The sequence below is a fragment of the Rahnella sp. ChDrAdgB13 genome (assembly GCF_017655185.1).
Lineage (GTDB): Bacteria > Pseudomonadota > Gammaproteobacteria > Enterobacterales > Enterobacteriaceae > Rahnella > Rahnella contaminans.
On sequence record NZ_JAEMGT010000077.1, the window covers coordinates 1 to 18,190 of the forward strand.

Here is an 18,190-nt window from a genome sequence, read left to right on the forward strand (position 1 = left end):
GCGAGAGAGGATTCGAACCTCCGACCCACTGGTCCCAAACCAGTTGCGCTACCAAGCTGCGCTACTCGCCGAATGGGGCGCATCTTACTGCGACCCCCTCAGAGCGTCAACGGCTTTTTCAGACATCCGAACTGACTGACCAGATTTTATCCGATACGCCGCCAAAATGACCTACAACTGCTGTTCTGACTGAGGTTTTGCACACCAGTTGTTCGCCGGATTGATGCCGCCGTCTGGCGACGTATAACCCAGACAGCCCAGAATCGAATCGAACAGCTCAACGTGACGTTTCTTCGCGCCCACTCGCTGCTGTGCCTGTAACTGCTCAAACGCCCGTTTATGATCAGGCTGTTCGAGGAAGCTGTCGGACGCCCACACCATCATCGGCACCCGGAACTGCTCCGGCGGCGCCATTTCGCGCGGCGTGCCGTGCAGGTGTGAGTTTTCATCGATAGATTCACCGTGGTCAGCAGCATAAAACACCAGTGCTTTTTTATCGCGCAGCTGATCAATCACGCTGTCGATAAAGGTGTCGGTATACAACACGCTGTTATCAAAGGCGTTAATCAGCTCGGCTTTGCTACAGGTGTTGCCCATACATTCCGGGGTAAAACGGGCATAGCTGCGCGGATAACGCTGGGAGTACATGTAATGCGAGCCTTTGGTATGCAGAATCACCAGATGTTTGCCTTTCGGATAGTTCTTCAGCGATTCCTGTAATTCATTCACCAGCAGCATGTCATCGACCGGTTTACCGTCGTTGCGCTTCTCTGATGCAATAATTTCGCGGAAAGAGAAGTTATTGGTATCCGCATTATTGTAGAACCACAGCTCGCTTTGCATCGCGAACAGTTCAGACGTAAAGCCCAGAGACTTCATCACGGCAAAAATATTCTGCTCTTTCAGGGTACGCTGCGGATTATCCGCCGTTCCGCCCTCACGCACGAACATACAGCGCAGCGACAGTTTGGTCGCCGTATCGCATGACGTGCCGCGGAATGCCACCAGGTTTTTCTCTTTCGACAGACGCGGCGTAGTGTCGCGCTCATAACCCAGAATCCCTAAGTGATCCCAGCGGGTGGTTTCACCGATGATAAACACGACATAGGTATCGTCGATATCGGCAGGCGGCACATAGGTAAATTTCTTCGCCGGATCAAAGTAATTGCTCGCGTCCTGACTCTCATCAACCTGCGTATAGGCGTATAAACCCAGCGCGGCCAGCCAGTTAGAAGGCAGATACGAGTGCGCGACGACGCCGCCGTAGCTTGGCAAATCGATATTGGTTTTTTTCTCATTCACGCTCTGCGCATGATCGAGCGTACGCAGCGGGATCCAGACCAGCGCCGCCGCCATCAGTAGCACAAGCAGGGGCAACGCACGTTGCCCCGGTGTTTTCATCTGCTCGATCAATGTCAGACTCAGGTTGTTTTTCCAGATGATGAACAGCGGCACCGCACTGACCAGCGCCATCCAGATAAACAGATGCAGCCCGATGATTTCCTTACTGAGATCGATATCCGTCGTCATGACCGAAACCACAATGCCGTACCCGATCACGACGTTGAACATCACCATGTAATAACTGGCTGCGACAGAAATCAGAACCAGCAACGAGGCTATAACGCGGAAAAACAGTTTTCCCCCCAGCGAAATTAAACGCAGAACGAAAAAGGTGAACAAAACGATGGCACACACTTCGGTGACCGCCTGAACCAGTTCAGCGGAGGTGAAATGATTGACCAGAGCGGCAAAGCGACGCTGGAAAACGGAGACATTCAGGAAAATGCCAATGTAAATCGCTAACAATAAAGAGATATTTTGTTGCGATAGAGTCTTCACTCTATTCATGAATTGTTACTTATCCAGTATGTTTTTTAAAATTCCGAATCATTGTGACATGTTTAAAAGAGACTGGTTCACGGAATATGCTGAGATTGAGGTTTTATGCGGCTTTCAGGATATTTCTGCCGTTATATGGCGTCTTACCCCTTTGCGAAAAAGCAGGGAATTTTACTTAAAAAAAAGGAGGCCTTAGCCTCCCTGCGGGTATTACTTTATTATTTTATGGATATCTGAAAAGCGGCCCCTGGTGAAGGCGCTAATTCTAAAACGTTATTTTACGTTCAGTGTGACGTCGATGTTGCCACGGGTTGCATTGGAGTACGGGCAGACCTGATGGGCTTTCGCCACCAGCGCTTCGGCTTCACTGCGCTCAAGGCCCGGCAGGGTGATATCCAGCTGTACTTCAATACCGTAACCGCCTGGAATGGCGCCGATGCCTACCGCGCCTTCAATTTTGGCATCCGCAGGGATCTTAATTTTTTCCTGAGCGGCAACGGCTTTCAGTGCACCGAGGAAACAGGCGGAATAGCCCGCTGCGAACAACTGCTCAGGGTTGGTGCCGCCGCCCATACCGCCCATTTCTTTTGGAACACCCAGTTTGACGTCAAGAACGCCGTCGTCAGAAGTCGCACGACCATCACGACCGCCGGTGGCTGAGGCATGAGCACGATACACAACTTTTTCAATAGACATATTTCGTTCCTTAATCATTGAGAGCCAGAAAATATTAAACTATTTAATAGCACACTACTTATTAGATTCTATCAAACGAGTCTGTGTTGTTCCTTCAGACTCGTCTGTTTAACATGCTTCCTGCAAAGCAGACCCTTACGCTTTATCCTGAAGCTTAGCCCGTAAGACTTCGAGCTGCTGCTTCAGCGCCACAATTTCACCGACCTCACAGTCTGTCGCACACAATATGGCTTCGGGAATGCCCTGTGCTTTTTCGCGCAGCGCCCTGCCTTCGGCGGTCAGGGAGATAATCACCTGACGCTCATCCGCTTTCGCCCGCTGACGCATCAGCAAACCGGCAGTCTCCAGACGCTTTAACAGCGGCGTTAACGTGGCCGAATCGAGAAACAGTTTTTCGCCGATTTCAGACACCGTGACTTTATCACGCTGCCAGAGCACCAACATCACCAGATATTGCGGGTAAGTGAGATCGAGCTGCCCGAGCAATTTACGGTAAACCTTATGCAATGCCAGATTCGCGGAGTACAGCGCGAAGCACATCTGTTGATCCAGATGCAGCATGCCGTTTTGGGTTGAGTCGGTGTCTGTTGTCATGTTCATGCCGCCAATATATATAGTGCACGATATTATCGCAAGCGCTTTTTATCCTTTTCTAAACCCGCCGGTTCAGAAGCCTTCAATTCGCTGCAACATATACGGATAAAACGGGTTAGAGGAAACACGCATCAGCTGATCCATACTCACGACCAGCGCGCCGCTCTCTCCCCGTGCGGCCAGTGTTCCCAGCCGGACTCCAAACTGTACCGGGCCTTGCGGATTACGTCCGTAAAGTGAATCGTCTGTCGGGAAAGGCAGCGCCACATGCGATAACGAATAGAATTCCGACGGATAATTCAGCCCGAGCGGCATGACCGCCGCACTGTTCTGCCCCGCCAGCGTGATTTTCGCCACCGTTGCCGCATCATCCGGTGAAGCATTGGTGATCACTGTCGTCTGATACGCGCGCGGCGGCGCAGGCAACAGCCGCTCTGCCGCGGTTTCTGAAGACGGACGCAGCAACGGGCCGACGTACGCACTGCGGTTTATATCAAACAATACCAGTTGGCTGCCGTTCGCAGGGAGCTGATTAAACAGCGCCGTCACCACTGCACGGGCGCTGACCGTAGAATCGACCACCGACTGAAAAGCCAGCACCGGCGGCAGTTGCGCCAGCTTACCAGACTCCGCGTCTTTACTGATCTGCTGCTGCAAAACATGGGTCAGCAGATAAGACTGACGCGCCGCTTTCACCGGGAATGAATTGTATTTGAAGGGATTAAATTCCGGCATCAGATTCAGCCAGGCGGTTTTGGCAAAGGCCGGGAAAATCGCCGGCCAGCCCGCATAACCGGCAAAGCGCGCAAAACTCGTTACGCCAATCATCGGAGAAATCAATACTACGCGCGAAGGCCGCGCCAGCGCAGGATCATCTAGCGAATCCAGCGTGTATTTCATGGCAAGCGCGCCACCGTTTGAGAAGCCCACCAGTTGCAGCGGCACATCCGGTCCGGCTACACGCCGTGCCTCACGGATTGCCAGCCTTGTCGCGGCGAGCCACTGTTCCCAGTCCACGCGGGTCAGACCGCCAGGCACCGTTCCATGGCCGGGCAAACGGATACCGACCGCCACAAATCCGCGACGGCGATAATCCTGCGCAATATGCCGCAGGCTGTAAGGCGAATCGGTCAGACCGTGCAACAGCACCACCGCCCCCACCGGTTTTCCATCGGGCATCAGCTCATAAGACCGGTTCCAGTCCTGCGCAAAATGTTCGGGATAAATCGGGCTGCGGTCGTAATAACGGTTCAGCGGGATGCGGTCTTCCCTGTCGAGTTTGTCCGTCACTTCCTGCTTCACTTCTGCAAACGCCTGCTGCTCGGCGCGCAGATAGGCCGCCCAGTCGCTTTTATCGAGCTGCGTGGCACTCAGTTCGTCCGGCACCAGCTTGTGCCACGGCTCAAGCGGCGGCCCCTGTAAGGCGTCATAAGTCCGCACACCCAAAAGGGTAATGATCACCAGAATCAGCGCCAGTAACAGTTTTTTCAGACGTTCAAAAAGACGACGAAGTTGTATCAAGTCGGAAGTTCCTCTGGCCAATGCTGAGCGGTATGCACAAGCCTGACGATTTGAATTTCTGTATCTGTAATGCGATATACCATTCTGAAATGAGCACGGATTATACATTCCCTCGTGCTGGCAACACGCCCTGCGGCATACATGGCGGGACGCTGAAAAATGCGCTCAGCGGCGGCATCAAAGTCATCATCAAGTTCAATGGCAGCTTGAGGATTTTCACGCGCGACATAACTGAATATAGACCCGCGATCTTCCTGCGCATGGGGTTTCCATACCAGCATTTTGGTCATCCGTTACTTTTCCTGTTTCTTAAGTAACGCGGCTTTCCGGGCAGCAAACTGCGCCTTCACCTCTTCGTGAGGAATTGCCGGGCGCGGATCATCTAATGATTCCTGAACCCGCTCGCGAAACCAGAGATCATACGTGGCTTCATCCATCGCCGCCGCTTCATGCGCGCGTTTAAGTGCGGCTGACCGGTCAGGTCGCGTTCCTTTACCGCTACCTTCAGGATCATAGTCGGTAATATCCACTTCGAACTGCTTTATTCCCATGTCTTTCAAATAAGCCGCCACGGTGTCAAAGCGTTTGAAAACCCGAACCTTGCCACTGCGCTGGGCGATAAGTGTGCGCTGATGCTCGCCGTATGTGATCATGATTACCCATCCTCCCTGTTGCGCGACCACCTTTAACCGGCTGACGGCGCCAGCTTCTGCCAGACAAATTAATGTGGAATGGTCGATCGTTTCCTTAGACATAACCCTGCAGCCTCTCTGCAAACAATAATAAATCATCTGTTCATACAACTATATACCGACACCACTCACGAGCTACGTTTATCTTTTCGATGCGAGGCATCGCGCAAATTTTCGCCCCATTTTTGTTCAGTTGCATTCCGGCCATGGTGCAACAAATAGACGATGCGGTCATGCGACAACAATTAAACTTAATAAATTCAAAGGTTAATAATCTGGCACAGGCTTTGCTTAGATGAATTCAATCTTGTATACCAGATGGGATTCCAAAATGCTTTCAGCTTCAGACACCGTCGCATCACCGTATCGTGGTTTTACCCTTCGGGAATGGCAGCAGCATTATCGCAGTGCGCCGGACAGCCTGCGCACCACGCTTTCTCTGGTTCTGGGAAGCCTGAGTAAGGCCGACAATGCCTGGATTTATCTCGCCACAGCAGAGCAGCTTGAAGCGCAAATCATTCGTCTGGAAACCCTTCTCGCTCAGGCCGAAGGCTCGCTGAGCACCCTGCCATTGTTTGGCGTGCCGTTCGCCGTCAAAGACAATATGGATATCGCCGGCTGGCCGACGACGGCGGCCTGTCCGGCATTTGCCTACACCGCAGAAGCGGATGCCAAGGTTATCGCCAATCTGAAGGCCAGAGGCGCGGTGGTGGTCGGCAAAACCAATCTCGATCAGTTCGCCACCGGACTGGTCGGCACGCGCTCCCCTTACGGCGCAGTGCGCAATACGTTCAATCGGGATTACGTCAGCGGCGGTTCCAGTTCCGGTTCAGCCTCCGTTCTGGCACGTGGTCTGGTGGCGTTTTCACTGGGCACCGACACCGCCGGTTCCGGGCGCGTTCCGGCAGGCTTTAATAATGTCGTCGGACTGAAACCGACCAAAGGCTGGCTGTCGAATACCGGCGTGGTTCCGGCCTGCCGTCTGAACGATGCCGTCTCGATTTTCGCTCTCACCGTGGGCGATGCTCAAACCGTCGCCCACGCCGCAGGCGGATATGATGCCGCCGATGCTTATTCACGGAAAAATCCCCATACCGCGCCGGTGGCGTTTTCCGCCCGGCCGCGCATCGCTATCCCCGATCGCGTGGAATTTTTTGGTGATGAACTGGCACAGGCAGCGTTCAGCGAAGCACTCGATCGCCTGCGCCATAATGGCGTGACGCTGGAAATGATTGATTTCACGCCGTTTCGTGAACTGGCGGAGCAACTGTATTACGGCGCATGGGTGGCGGAACGCACCGTCGCTGTCGGTAAGATTTTCGAAGATAGCCCGGAAGTGATGGACCCGGTAGTACGGGAAATTGTCGCCAGCGGCCTGAACTACAGCGCGTGCGATGCATGGCGGGCGGAATATTTGCGCGCTGAGCTCTCACGCAAAATCAATCAGGTGCTGGAAGGGTTTGATGCGCTGGTTGTGCCGACCTCCCCGACCATCCGCACCCAGGCAGAAATGGGGCAGGAGCCGGTGCTCTATAACTCGCAGTTCGGTATTTACACTAACTTCACTAATCTGGCGGATTTATCCGCGCTGGCGCTGCCCTCCGGTCTGCGGGCAGACGGTCTGCCCGCCGGTATCACGCTGATCGCTCCCGCCTGGCACGACGATGCGCTGGCCAGTTTTGGCCGTCAGTGGCAGCGCAGCCTGAGCCTTCCCCTTGGCGCAACAGGCCTTGCGATGAAGCCCGAAGAATTCATGACTCCCGCGCCGGTCAGTGCCGCCAGCGTGCGCGTCGCCGTGGTCGGCGCACATCTGACCGGTATGCCGCTCAATTTCCAGCTCACCAGCCGGAACGCCGTTCGGGTCGAACAAACGACCACCGCCGCCACCTACAAACTTTACGCCCTCGCCAACACTACGCCGCCGAAGCCAGGACTGGTACGGGCTGAAAGCGGCAGCGCGATTATCGTCGAATTGTGGGATATCCCGCTGGCACGTTTTGGAGAATTCGTCGCCGAAATCCCGGCACCGCTCGGTATCGGATCGCTCGAACTGGCCGATGGACGCATCGTAAAAGGTTTTATCTGCGAGCCGTGGGCGATTGGCGAAGCCACCGATATTACGGCGTCTGGCGGCTGGAGAAGTTACATCCAGAGCCTGAATTCATCACCGGTTAAAAGCTGAGGGCGCGCATATGTTTAACACCGTTTTAATTGCTAACCGTGGCGAAATCGCCTGCCGCGCCATCCGCACGCTGAAACGTCTGGGCGTCACCAGCGTGGCCGTTTATTCCGACGCTGACCGGAATGCGCCACACGTCACGCAGTCGGATATCGCCATTGCGCTGGGCGGTGAAAAGGCCAGCGAAAGCTACCTGATGATCGACAAAATTCTCGCCGCCGCGAAGGAAACCGGCGCACAGGCGATTTATCCGGGATACGGATTTTTATCCGAAAGCGCCGAATTCGCCGACGCCTGCGAAGCCGCGGGCATTGTGTTTATCGGGCCCACTGCCGGACAAATCCGCGAGTTTGGTCTCAAGCACCGCGCCCGTGAATTAGCCGGCGCCGCGAATGTGCCCATGACGCCGGGCACCGGTTTGCTCGCCAGCCTTGAAGATGCGGTAAAAGCTGCCGCAAAAATTGGCTATCCGGTCATGCTGAAAAGCACCGCAGGCGGCGGGGGCATTGGCCTGACGCGCTGCGACAATGAAGACGCATTACGCGCCGCGTGGGACAGCGTGAAGCGTCTCGGCGAGCAATTTTTCCGCGACGCCGGAGTGTTTCTGGAACGCTTTGTCGATCGCGCCCGTCACGTTGAAGTACAGATTTTTGGCGACGGCAAAGGCCGCGTGGTGGCGCTCGGCGAACGCGACTGTTCGTTGCAGCGCCGCAATCAGAAAGTCGTGGAAGAAACGCCTGCGCCGAATCTGCCGCAGGCCAGCCGCGAAGCCCTGCACCGCGCCGCCGTGCAGCTGGGTAAATCGGTGAATTACCGCAGCGCCGGAACCGTTGAATTTATCTATGACGCCGAACGCGACGAATTTTATTTCCTCGAAGTGAATACCCGTTTGCAGGTTGAGCATCCGGTCACCGAAATGGTCACCGGTTTAGATCTCATCAGCTGCATGCTGAAAGTCGCCGCAGACGAGCCGCCCGACTGGCCTGCGATGGAAAAAACCCCGCAGGGCGCGTCGATGGAAGTGCGAATTTATGCCGAAGATCCGCTGAAGAATTTCCAGCCAAGTCCGGGCGTGCTGACCGAAGTGTTTTTCCCCGAAGATGTGCGCGTTGACGGCTGGGTTTCTACCGGCAGCGAAGTCTCCGCATTTTACGACCCGATGATCGCCAAACTGATTGTTCACGGCACCGACCGTCAGGACGCGCTGGCGAAAATGTCTGCCGCGCTTGCTGCTACACGTCTGCATGGTATCGCCACCAACATTGATTATCTGCGCCAGGTGGTCGCCACTCAGGTGTTCCGCGACGCCCAAATGTGGACGCGGATGCTCGACAGTTTTGCTTACGCGCCAAACGCCGTCGAAGTCATTGCGCCCGGCACGTACAGCAGCGTGCAGGATTATCCGGGACGCCTCGGTTACTGGGATATCGGCGTCCCCCCTTCCGGCCCGATGGACGATTTTGCCTTCCGTCTCGCCAACCGCATTGTCGGTAATCATCCTGATGCTGCCGGTCTGGAATTCACATTACAGGGGCCGGTGCTGCGTTTTCATTGTGACGCAATTATCGCCCTGACCGGCGCACGTTGTCCGGCAAATATTGCTGGCGAGCCGGTTTCTTACTGGCAGCCGGTGAACGTAAAAGCCGGTCAGACGCTGACGCTGGGCCGCGCCACGCAGGGGTGCCGCACCTATCTGGCGGTACGTAACGGATTTGATGTGCCGGTGTATCTCGGCAGCCGCTCGACCTTTGCGCTCGGGCAGTTTGGCGGCCATGCCGGTCGCACGCTGCGCGTCGCCGATATGCTGACCGTTTCTCAGCCGGAACTCGCGGCCTGCACCACGCCCGCACCGGTCGGTTTACCGCAGGCCGCTGCCGAAAATATCGTGTCGCCTTACGGCGATATCTGGAATATCGGCGTGCTTTACGGGCCGCACGGCGCACCGGATTTCTTCACCAAAGCATCCATCGACACCTTCTTCGAATCCGAATGGCAGGTGCATTACAACTCCAACCGCCTCGGCGTGCGGCTGCTCGGCCCGAAACCGCAATGGGCGCGGCAGGACGGTGGCGAAGCCGGTCTGCATCCGTCGAACGTGCATGACTGTGAATACGCCATTGGTGCAATCAACTTCACCGGCGATTTCCCGGTCATTCTGACCCGCGACGGGCCAAGTCTCGGCGGTTTTGTTTGTCCGGTGACCATCGCTAAGGCCGAATTATGGAAAGTCGGACAGGTGAAACCGGGCGATAAAATCCGGTTCCATCCGATCAGTTTTGAACAGGCCCAGGCACTTGAACTGGCGCAGCAGGGCACGATTGATTCGCTGATGCCTGTCAACGCGATGGCGCTGCCGGTGCCGTCGCTGCTGCCCGATACCACTGCTTCTGCCACGATACTTGCGGCGCTTCCTGCGACAGCCGACCGGCCTTCGGTGGAATACCGTCAGGCGGGCGACGGCTACGTGCTGATTGAGTACGGAGATAACGTGCTGGATCTGGCGGTGCGTATGCGCATCTACCTGCTGATGAACGCCATCAAAGCCGCCGGACAGCAGGGCATTGAAGAACTGTCGCCGGGCGTGCGTTCGCTGCAAATCCGCTATGACAGTGGCGTGCTGCATCAGACGGCGCTGCTGCAACATTTACTGACGCTGGAGCGCAATCTGCCTGATGTCAGCCAGCTCAAAATCCCGACCCGCATCGTGCATATGCCGATGGCCTTTGAAGATTCCGCCACACTCGGCGCAGTTGAACGTTATCAGCAAACCGTGCGTGCCGGCGCACCCTGGCTGCCGAATAACGTCGATTTTATCCAGCGCACCAACGGGCTGGCGAGCCGCGACGAAGTGAAAAACATCATTTTCGACGCCAGCTATCTGATCCTCGGGCTGGGCGATGTGTATCTCGGTGCGCCCTGCGCAGTGCCGGTCGATCCGCGTCATCGTCTGCTCAGTTCCAAATACAACCCGGCGCGTACTTTTACCGCCGAAGGCACGGTCGGTATCGGCGGCATGTACATGTGCATTTATGGCATGGATTCGCCGGGCGGTTATCAGCTGGTGGGCCGCACGTTACCTATCTGGAACAAGTTCCTGAAAAATGAACAGTTTAAAAACGGCGAACCGTGGCTGCTGCACTTTTTCGATCAGGTGCGTTTCTACGAGGTCAGTGAAGCCGAACTGGACATTCAGCGCGATGCGTTCCGCGAAGGCCGCGCACAAGTTCGTATCGAAGAGACCGAATTCGACTTTGCGCAATATACGCAATTTCTCGCCGACAACGCCTCCGATATTGCTGTTTTTCGCGAGAAACAGGCCCGAGCCTTTACCCGCGAAGTGGCGCACTGGCACGAAGCGGAAGGCGCCGCCGTGGAAGCCGCCGCCAACGCCGTGCAGTTAGTGGAGGACGATGCGGATCAGGACGGGCATCTCGTCAGCGCCGACCTGAACGGAAACGTCTGGAAAATCCTGGTCGAGCCGGGTCAGCAGGTCGAAGAAGGCCAGCCACTGATCGTTGTCGAAGCCATGAAAATGGAACTGTCGGTTACCGCGCCGTGCGCCGGCATCGTTCTGAAAATCAGTTGCCAGCAGGGTCGTCCGGTCGGTCCGGGTGATGCCTTGCTGTGGCTGGACGCAGCCGTTTAACGCTACCGACAAACAGGGAATATTTCATGCAACTGACGGGCTCTAAATCTTCACGCAGTAAAAGCCGTCCGGAAGGGCTGGCAGAACGTATTTATCAGCAACTGAAAGACGACATTTTCAGCTTCCGCCTGCTGCCGGGTGACCGGTTCAGCGAAAACGACATCGCTGACCGGATGGAAGTCAGCCGCACGCCGGTGCGTCAGGCGCTGTTCTGGCTGGAACACGAAGGTTATGTCGAAGTGTTTTTCCGCAGCGGCTGGCAGGTTCGTCCGTTCGATTTCGACTTTTTCGAGCAGCTTTACGATCTGCGCATCGTACTGGAACTGGAAGCGGTGAAACGTCTGTGCGCGCTGTCGCCGTCATTGCAGCCGTTACAACTGGCCGAACTGAAAGCGTTCTGGATTGACCAACCGCAGCTCGAAGACGGCCAGCGGGTTTCGCGTTATGACGAAGAGTTTCATATGACGCTGGTGGCGGCGGCGGGTAACGCCGAAATGGCGCGTATCCACCGCGAACTGACGGAGAAAATCCGCATCATCCGGCGTCTGGATTTCACCAAAGGTGAGCGCGTCAACGCTACCTATAAAGAACACGCGGGCATTTTGCTCGCCATCATCCAACAACAGACTGAGGAGGCACAGCGCCAGTTACACGACCATATTGCCGTCAGTAAAGCCGAGGTGCGCAAAATTACCCTGCATATGCTGCACCGGGCGCGGGCGGAGAGTGACGAGGGCAACCCGTCATGACTTTTTTAAATGTTTTTTCGACTTCCTACATAACAGCGTTCTCTTAACTTTTTCCAGAGGGTACATCTATGCAACGTCGACGTTTTATTAAAGCCTTTGCTCTTTCCGCCACCGTAGTCAGCATGGGTTTAGCCTGGAGCGCACAGGCTGCCGACACCATCAAAGTCGGTATCATGCATTCGCTTTCCGGCACCATGGCTATCTCCGAAACGCCGCTGAAAGACGTGGCGCTGATGACCATTGACGATATCAACGCGCACGGCGGCGTGCTCGGCAAAAAGCTGGAGCCGGTGGTGGTCGATCCGGCGTCTAACTGGCCGCTGTTCGCTGAAAAAGCCCGCCAGTTGCTGACACAGGATAAAGTCGCGGTGGTGTTCGGCTGCTGGACGTCGGTGTCGCGCAAATCCGTGCTGCCGGTGTTTGAAGAGCTGAACGGCCTGCTGTTCTATCCGGTGCAATACGAAGGTGAAGAGATGTCGCCAAATGTGTTCTACACCGGCGCCGCGCCTAACCAGCAGGCCATTCCGGCGGTGGAATATCTGATGAGTGAAGACGGCGGCGCCGCTAAACGCTTCTTCCTGCTCGGCACCGACTACGTGTATCCGCGCACCACCAACAAAATCCTGCGCGCCTTCCTGCATTCCAAAGGCGTGAAAGACAGCGATATCGAAGAAGTCTATACGCCGTTCGGTTACAGCGATTACCAGACCATCGTGTCCAACATTAAAAAATTCTCCGCAGGCGGTAAAACCGCCGTGATCTCCACTATTAACGGAGACTCCAACGTGCCGTTCTATAAAGAGCTGGCCAATCAGGGCGTGAAAGCCACCGACGTACCGGTGGTGGCATTCTCCGTCGGCGAAGAAGAACTGCGCGGCATCGACACCAAACCGCTGGTCGGTGACCTCGCGGCGTGGAACTACTTCCAGTCCGTCGATAATCCAACCAACAAGAAATTCGTTGCCGAATGGAAGGCGTACGCCAAAGCGCACAACCTGCCAAACGCCGGTACTGCGGTGACCAACGACCCGATGGAAGCCACCTATGTCGGCATCCATATGTGGGCGCAGGCGGTGGAAAAAGCCGGGACGACGGACGTGGATAAAGTCCGTGCCGCGATGGCCGGACAGACCTTCGCCGCACCGTCTGGTTTCACGCTGACCATGGATAAAACCAACCATCACCTGCACAAACCGGTGATGATCGGCGAAATCGAATCCAACGGTCAGTTCAACGTGGTCTGGCAGACCGACAAACCGATCCGCGCCCAGCCGTGGAGCCCGTACATCGCGGGTAACGACAAAAAGCCAGATACCCCGGTGAAAACGGCTCACTGATCAAGCTCCTTCGAATGAAGGAGTGGAAGGATAAACCGGTCAGCTCCCTCCCCTGCGAAGGGGAGGGTTGGGGTGGGGTATTAATGGCGACAGTGTTGTTTGCAAAACCCCCTCCCCGCCTCCCCCTTCGCAGGGGGAGGAGCAAACCAGCATCCACTTTATGCGGCGAGAACATTATGAGAATCCTCATCCGATCACTGCTTTTCCTGCTTTGTTGCCTTCCTTTGCTGGCCGAGGCGGGTGCGGCGAATGACTTTGCTGCCGCCAGCCGCAGTCAGCAGGCCACGTTATTACAGCAATGGGCGGCGGATCCGCAGCCGGAAAGGCTGCCGCTGCTCGAAGCGCTGAAGCAGGAAAACGTCGTCACCGACGAAGCGAAACATGCATTCATCCAGAACGGCGACCGGCTGACACCGCTGGAGGGCGACGTCAAACCACAGGGCGATACAAAAAAAGTCTGGCTGAACAACCGCCTGCGCATTCTGATTGCCAATGCCCTTTCCGCACATCGTCTGGTGAGCACTGACAGCACCGTCCGTTTACAGGCGGCCAGAGCCTTACAGCGCGAAGCGCAGGCCGATCAGTTGCCGCTGCTGACGCGTCGTCTTGAGCTGGAAAAAGACCGCACGGTTCACGATGCCCTTTCCATCGCGCTGGCGAATTTACAGCTGGCCGATGCCAGCCCGCAGGTGCGCCTGAAAGCCGTTGAACTGCTCGGCACCTCGGGCGATCCGGATACACAAGGCCGCCTGCAAAGTCTGACTGACCCGAAAACGGAGCCTGATGCCACCGTGCGCAATGCCGCACTGACCAGTCTGAAAGCCGTGCAGCATCGCCTGATGATCGGCGATTTACTCGGTCAGGCTTTTACCGGTTTATCACTTGGCTCAATTCTGCTGCTGGCCGCGCTGGGACTGGCGATCACTTACGGTTTGCTGGGCGTGATCAATATGGCGCATGGCGAAATGTTAATGCTCGGTTCTTACTCCACGTACATGGTGCAGTCGCTGTTTCAGCACTACGCGCCGGGGCTGCTGGCGCTGTATCCGCTGGTGGCGCTGCCGGTGGCGTTTTTTATTACTGCCGGAATTGGCATGGCGCTGGAGCGCACCGTTATCCGTCATTTATACGGTCGTCCGCTGGAAACCCTGCTGGCGACGTGGGGCATCAGCCTGATCCTTATCCAGGGCGTGCGCGTGCTGTTTGGCGCGCAGAACGTGGAAGTGGCGAACCCCGGCTGGTTGTCCGGGGGCATTCAGCTGCTGCCCAACCTGGTGCTGCCATACAACCGCATCGCGGTGATCATCTTCGTCATGCTGGTCCTCGGTCTGACCTGGCTGCTGCTCAACAAAACGCGGCTCGGCATGAACGTGCGCGCCGTCACGCAAAACCGTGCGATGGCGGCCTGCTGCGGCGTGCCGACGGGACGCGTCGATATGCTGGCGTTCGGCCTCGGTTCCGGGATCGCCGGTCTGGGTGGCGTCGCGCTGTCGCAGCTGAGCAACGTCGGCCCGGAACTTGGTCAGGGCTACATCATCGATTCCTTTTTAGTCGTGGTGCTCGGCGGCGTCGGACAACTGGCAGGCACCGTGGTGGCAGCCTTTGGTCTGGGCATTGTGAACAAAATTCTTGAGCCGGAAATCGGCGCGGTACTGGGCAAAATCCTGATCCTCGCGCTGATAATCCTGTTTATCCAGAAACGTCCGCAGGGACTCTTCGCCTTTAAAGGCAGGGTGATTGACTGATGAGCCAGCCGCTGACGATTACCGGCGTACAAAAAGCACCGAAGATTGCAATTTCTGTGGGCACGCTGGTGCTCATCCTCCTGATTGTGATGCCGTTTCTGGCGCTGCTGCCCGCCACCAGTCCGCTGGCGATCTCCACTTACACGCTGACGCTGGCCGGTAAGATCCTCTGTTACGCGATCGTCGCGATCGCACTCGATCTGGTGTGGGGCTACGCCGGTTTGCTGTCACTCGGTCACGGGCTTTTTTTCGCGCTCGGCGGATATGCGATGGGCATGTATCTGATGCGACAGGCCGCAGGCAGCGGGCTGCCGGACTTTATGTCGTTTCTGTCGTGGACCGAGCTGCCGTGGTTCTGGGCGGGCACGCAGCATTTTGCCTGGGCGCTGTGCCTGATTGTACTGGTGCCAGGCGCGCTGGCATTTGTGTTCGGCTATTTCGCCTTCCGCTCAAAAATCAAAGGCGTGTATTTTTCCATCATGACGCAGGCGCTGACCTATGCCGGTATGTTGTTGTTTTTCCGCAATGAAACCGGCTTCGGCGGCAACAACGGTTTCACCGGTTTCACCACCCTGCTCGGCTTTCCGGTCACGGCTACCGGCACGCGCGTGGGATTATTTCTGGCGACGGTTTTGGTGCTGGTCGCCAGCCTCGCGCTGGGTTTTGCGCTGGCGAGAAGCAAATATGGCCGCGTGCTGACGGCAGTACGCGACGCCGAAAACCGGCTGATTTTCTGCGGCTACGATCCGAAAGGTTTCAAGCTGTTCGTCTGGACGATTTCCGCCATGCTGTGCGGCCTGGCGGGCGCGCTGTACGTACCGCAGGTCGGGATCATTAATCCGGGCGAAATGTCGCCAACCAACTCCATCGAAGCCGCCATCTGGGTGGCACTCGGCGGACGCGGTACGCTGATCGGTCCGGTTATCGGTGCAGGCATCGTCAACGGCGCGAAAAGCTGGTTCACCGTCGCCATTCCCGAATACTGGCAGTTTGTTCTCGGCGGCATGTTTATTCTGGTGACGCTGTTCCTGCCACAAGGCGTGATTGGCCTGCTGCGCAAAAGGAAATCCTGATGAGCCCGATGACCATGACTGAAGACCTTTTTACCCAACCGCATCTGGCGGACAGGCACCGCGAGCAGACCGATCCGATTTTGCAGCTGGAAAACATCAACGTCAGTTTTGACGGTTTTAAAGCGCTGACCAATTTGTCGCTGAACATCGGCGTCGGCGAGTTACGTTGCGTGATAGGCCCTAACGGCGCGGGGAAAACCACGCTGATGGACGTGATCACCGGCAAAACCAAACCGCAAAGCGGACGCGTTTTTTACGATCAGCGCACCGATCTGACAAAGCTGGATCCCGTGCGCATCGCACAGTCCGGTATCGGGCGAAAATTCCAGAAACCGACGGTGTTTGAAGCGCTGACGGTATTCGAAAATCTGGAAATCGCGCAGAAAACCAATAAGTCAGTATGGGCGTGCCTGCGCGCAAAAATGAACAGCGAACAGCGCGACCGCATTGATGAAATGCTTGGGACGCTGCGCCTCACGGCGGAACGTCATCGTCCTGCCGGCCTGCTTTCTCACGGTCAGAAACAGTTTCTGGAAATCGGTATGTTGCTGGTACAGGAGCCGCATTTGTTGCTGCTCGACGAACCGGCGGCGGGCATGACCGATGCCGAAACCGAATACACCGCCGAGCTGTTTAAGCAGCTGGCGGGCAAACATTCTCTGATGGTGGTTGAGCACGATATGGGTTTTGTAGAAACCATTGCGGATCACGTGACGGTGCTGCATCAGGGACAGGTTCTGGCCGAAGGTTCACTGCGTGACGTACAGGCCAACGAGCAGGTTATCGACGTGTATTTAGGGCGCTGAGGAATCGCATTATGTTGCAGGTAAATGAACTGAATCAGTTTTACGGCGGCAGCCACATTCTGCGCGGTCTGTCTTTTGAGGCAAAAATCGGCGAAGTGACGTGTCTGCTCGGGCGAAACGGCGTCGGCAAAACGACGTTGCTCAAATGCCTGATGGGGCTGATCCCGGCGAAATCCGGCACCATCAGCTGGCAGGATCAGGTGATCAATGCCCGCAAGCCGCACCAGCGCGTGCAGGCGGGCATTGCCTACGTCCCGCAGGGACGCGAAATTTTTCCGCGCCTGACCGTCGAAGAAAATCTGCTGATGGGCCTGTCGCGTTTTTCCGGCAGCCGGGCAAAGCAGGTGCCGGATGAAATCTATCACCTGTTCCCGATCCTGCTGGAAATGAAACATCGTCGCGGCGGGGATTTGTCGGGTGGTCAGCAACAGCAGCTGGCGATTGGCCGTGCGCTGGCCTGCAAACCGACTCTCCTGATCCTCGACGAACCCACCGAAGGCATTCAGCCGTCAGTGATTAAGGAAATCGGTGCCGTCATTAAACAACTCGCCGCCCGCGGCGACATGGCCATTCTGCTGGTAGAACAATTCTACGATTTTGCCGCCGAACTCGCCGACAGCTATCTGGTGATGTCGCGCGGCAGCATTGTTAAACGGGGACGCGGAGAAGAAATGGAGGCGGAAGGCGTGCGGGGGCTGGTGGCGATTTAGCCGATACACACTTTTTCAAGACAAGCTGATACTTTTCAGCCACATTGACAGCTATTTTCGAATCCGCTGAAAAGAATACTAAGTATGAAAATCAAAAGTCAGGAAGCCCTGGTGCGTCAGCGCAAGCGCTGGGTAATGCTGGCGGTACTGCTCGCGCTGATGACAGCAGGCTATCAGTGGTGGAAGCAGGGAAAACTCGTCTCCGAGCAGTGGAGCCCGAACAAGCAGTATGTGGTGCGTGAGTACCGGACTTTCGAATTTATCCCGCGCATGACCATGCCGGGCGATGGCGGTCATTATTCCGGTTATATGCGCGTGTACAACCGCGACGGCAAGCAGTTTTACGAGGAGTATTCTGACCTGCTCGACTTTATCGAAGGGCCCTTCTGGGCGAAGGAAGGCGTTTACTGGATGGGCAATGAAAATCAGGACATCGTGCGTCTGCCGACTTCACCGGTAGAGTGATTAACAGACACAAAAAAAGCCGCGACTTACGCGGCTTTTAACACTTCAACGTCAGGTCGAAACCGGCTTTGTTGAATAAATCGGATTTAGATAAAAGCTCCCCTCGTCGCTGACTTTCTCAGGCAATCCTTACGC

General features: G+C 56.2%; 15 protein-coding genes. 9 read left to right on the forward strand and 6 right to left on the reverse strand.

What is annotated here, in order from left to right:
• Positions 1–171: 171 nt before the first annotated feature.
• The 6 genes from eptB to J8X26_RS18670 form a co-directional block, all read right to left on the reverse strand.
• Positions 172–1,851: a kdo(2)-lipid A phosphoethanolamine 7''-transferase gene (gene eptB, locus J8X26_RS18645; RefSeq protein ID WP_208951589.1), complete on the reverse strand. Its 1,680-nt coding sequence runs from the start codon at positions 1,849–1,851 to the stop codon at positions 172–174.
• 264 nt (positions 1,852–2,115) lie between these two features.
• Positions 2,116–2,538 (reverse strand): organic hydroperoxide resistance protein, encoded by a 423-nt coding sequence (locus J8X26_RS18650; RefSeq protein ID WP_208951590.1) that lies wholly within the window; start codon positions 2,536–2,538, stop codon positions 2,116–2,118.
• 135 nt (positions 2,539–2,673) lie between these two features.
• Positions 2,674–3,138, reverse strand: coding sequence for a MarR family winged helix-turn-helix transcriptional regulator (locus J8X26_RS18655; protein ID WP_374101291.1), 465 nt, complete (start codon positions 3,136–3,138; stop codon positions 2,674–2,676).
• A gap of 66 nt (positions 3,139–3,204) precedes the next feature.
• Positions 3,205–4,650 carry a carboxylesterase gene (locus tag J8X26_RS18660; protein ID WP_208951599.1) on the reverse strand — a complete coding sequence of 482 codons (1,446 nt, stop codon included), beginning with the start codon at positions 4,648–4,650 and terminating at the stop codon, positions 3,205–3,207.
• Positions 4,650–4,943 (reverse strand): type II toxin-antitoxin system RelE/ParE family toxin, encoded by a 294-nt coding sequence (locus J8X26_RS18665; RefSeq protein ID WP_152323670.1) that lies wholly within the window; start codon positions 4,941–4,943, stop codon positions 4,650–4,652. Before J8X26_RS18665 ends, J8X26_RS18660 begins: the two co-directional genes overlap by 1 nt.
• A 3-nt stretch (positions 4,944–4,946) precedes the next feature.
• On the reverse strand, positions 4,947–5,408 hold the full coding sequence (locus tag J8X26_RS18670) for a hypothetical protein (protein ID WP_208951592.1): 462 nt from the start codon (positions 5,406–5,408) through the stop codon (positions 4,947–4,949).
• 268 nt (positions 5,409–5,676) lie between these two features.
• On the opposite strand from J8X26_RS18670, the gene atzF reads away from it, so the two are divergent.
• From atzF to J8X26_RS18715, 9 genes are all read left to right on the forward strand, one after another.
• A complete protein-coding gene (atzF, locus tag J8X26_RS18675; RefSeq protein ID WP_208951593.1) occupies positions 5,677–7,527 on the forward strand; it encodes an allophanate hydrolase in 1,851 nt (616 codons plus the stop codon).
• Between the two features lie 10 nt (positions 7,528–7,537).
• The gene (gene uca / locus J8X26_RS18680) at positions 7,538–11,170 is read left to right on the forward strand and encodes an urea carboxylase (RefSeq protein WP_208951594.1); all 3,633 of its coding nucleotides are present in this window, start codon (positions 7,538–7,540) and stop codon (positions 11,168–11,170) included.
• Positions 11,171–11,196: 26 nt separating this feature from the next.
• Positions 11,197–11,919 (forward strand): GntR family transcriptional regulator, encoded by a 723-nt coding sequence (locus tag J8X26_RS18685; protein ID WP_208951595.1) that lies wholly within the window; start codon positions 11,197–11,199, stop codon positions 11,917–11,919.
• A 68-nt stretch (positions 11,920–11,987) separates the two neighbouring features.
• Positions 11,988–13,256: an urea ABC transporter substrate-binding protein gene (gene urtA / locus J8X26_RS18690; RefSeq protein ID WP_208951596.1), complete on the forward strand. Its 1,269-nt coding sequence runs from the start codon at positions 11,988–11,990 to the stop codon at positions 13,254–13,256.
• A 176-nt stretch (positions 13,257–13,432) separates the two neighbouring features.
• Entirely contained in the window at positions 13,433–15,001 is a 1,569-nt protein-coding gene (gene urtB / locus J8X26_RS18695; protein WP_152323676.1) for an urea ABC transporter permease subunit UrtB, read from the forward strand.
• Entirely contained in the window at positions 15,001–16,074 is a 1,074-nt protein-coding gene (gene urtC, locus J8X26_RS18700) for an urea ABC transporter permease subunit UrtC (protein WP_208951597.1), read from the forward strand. Before urtB ends, urtC begins: the two co-directional genes overlap by 1 nt.
• A gap of 8 nt (positions 16,075–16,082) precedes the next feature.
• Positions 16,083–16,880, forward strand: coding sequence for an urea ABC transporter ATP-binding protein UrtD (urtD, locus tag J8X26_RS18705; protein ID WP_208951600.1), 798 nt, complete (start codon positions 16,083–16,085; stop codon positions 16,878–16,880).
• A gap of 11 nt (positions 16,881–16,891) precedes the next feature.
• Positions 16,892–17,590 carry an urea ABC transporter ATP-binding subunit UrtE gene (urtE, locus tag J8X26_RS18710; RefSeq protein ID WP_165060759.1) on the forward strand — a complete coding sequence of 233 codons (699 nt, stop codon included), beginning with the start codon at positions 16,892–16,894 and terminating at the stop codon, positions 17,588–17,590.
• An 84-nt stretch (positions 17,591–17,674) separates the two neighbouring features.
• On the forward strand, positions 17,675–18,055 hold the full coding sequence (locus J8X26_RS18715) for a hypothetical protein (RefSeq protein WP_208951598.1): 381 nt from the start codon (positions 17,675–17,677) through the stop codon (positions 18,053–18,055).
• Positions 18,056–18,190: the final 135 nt, after the last annotated feature.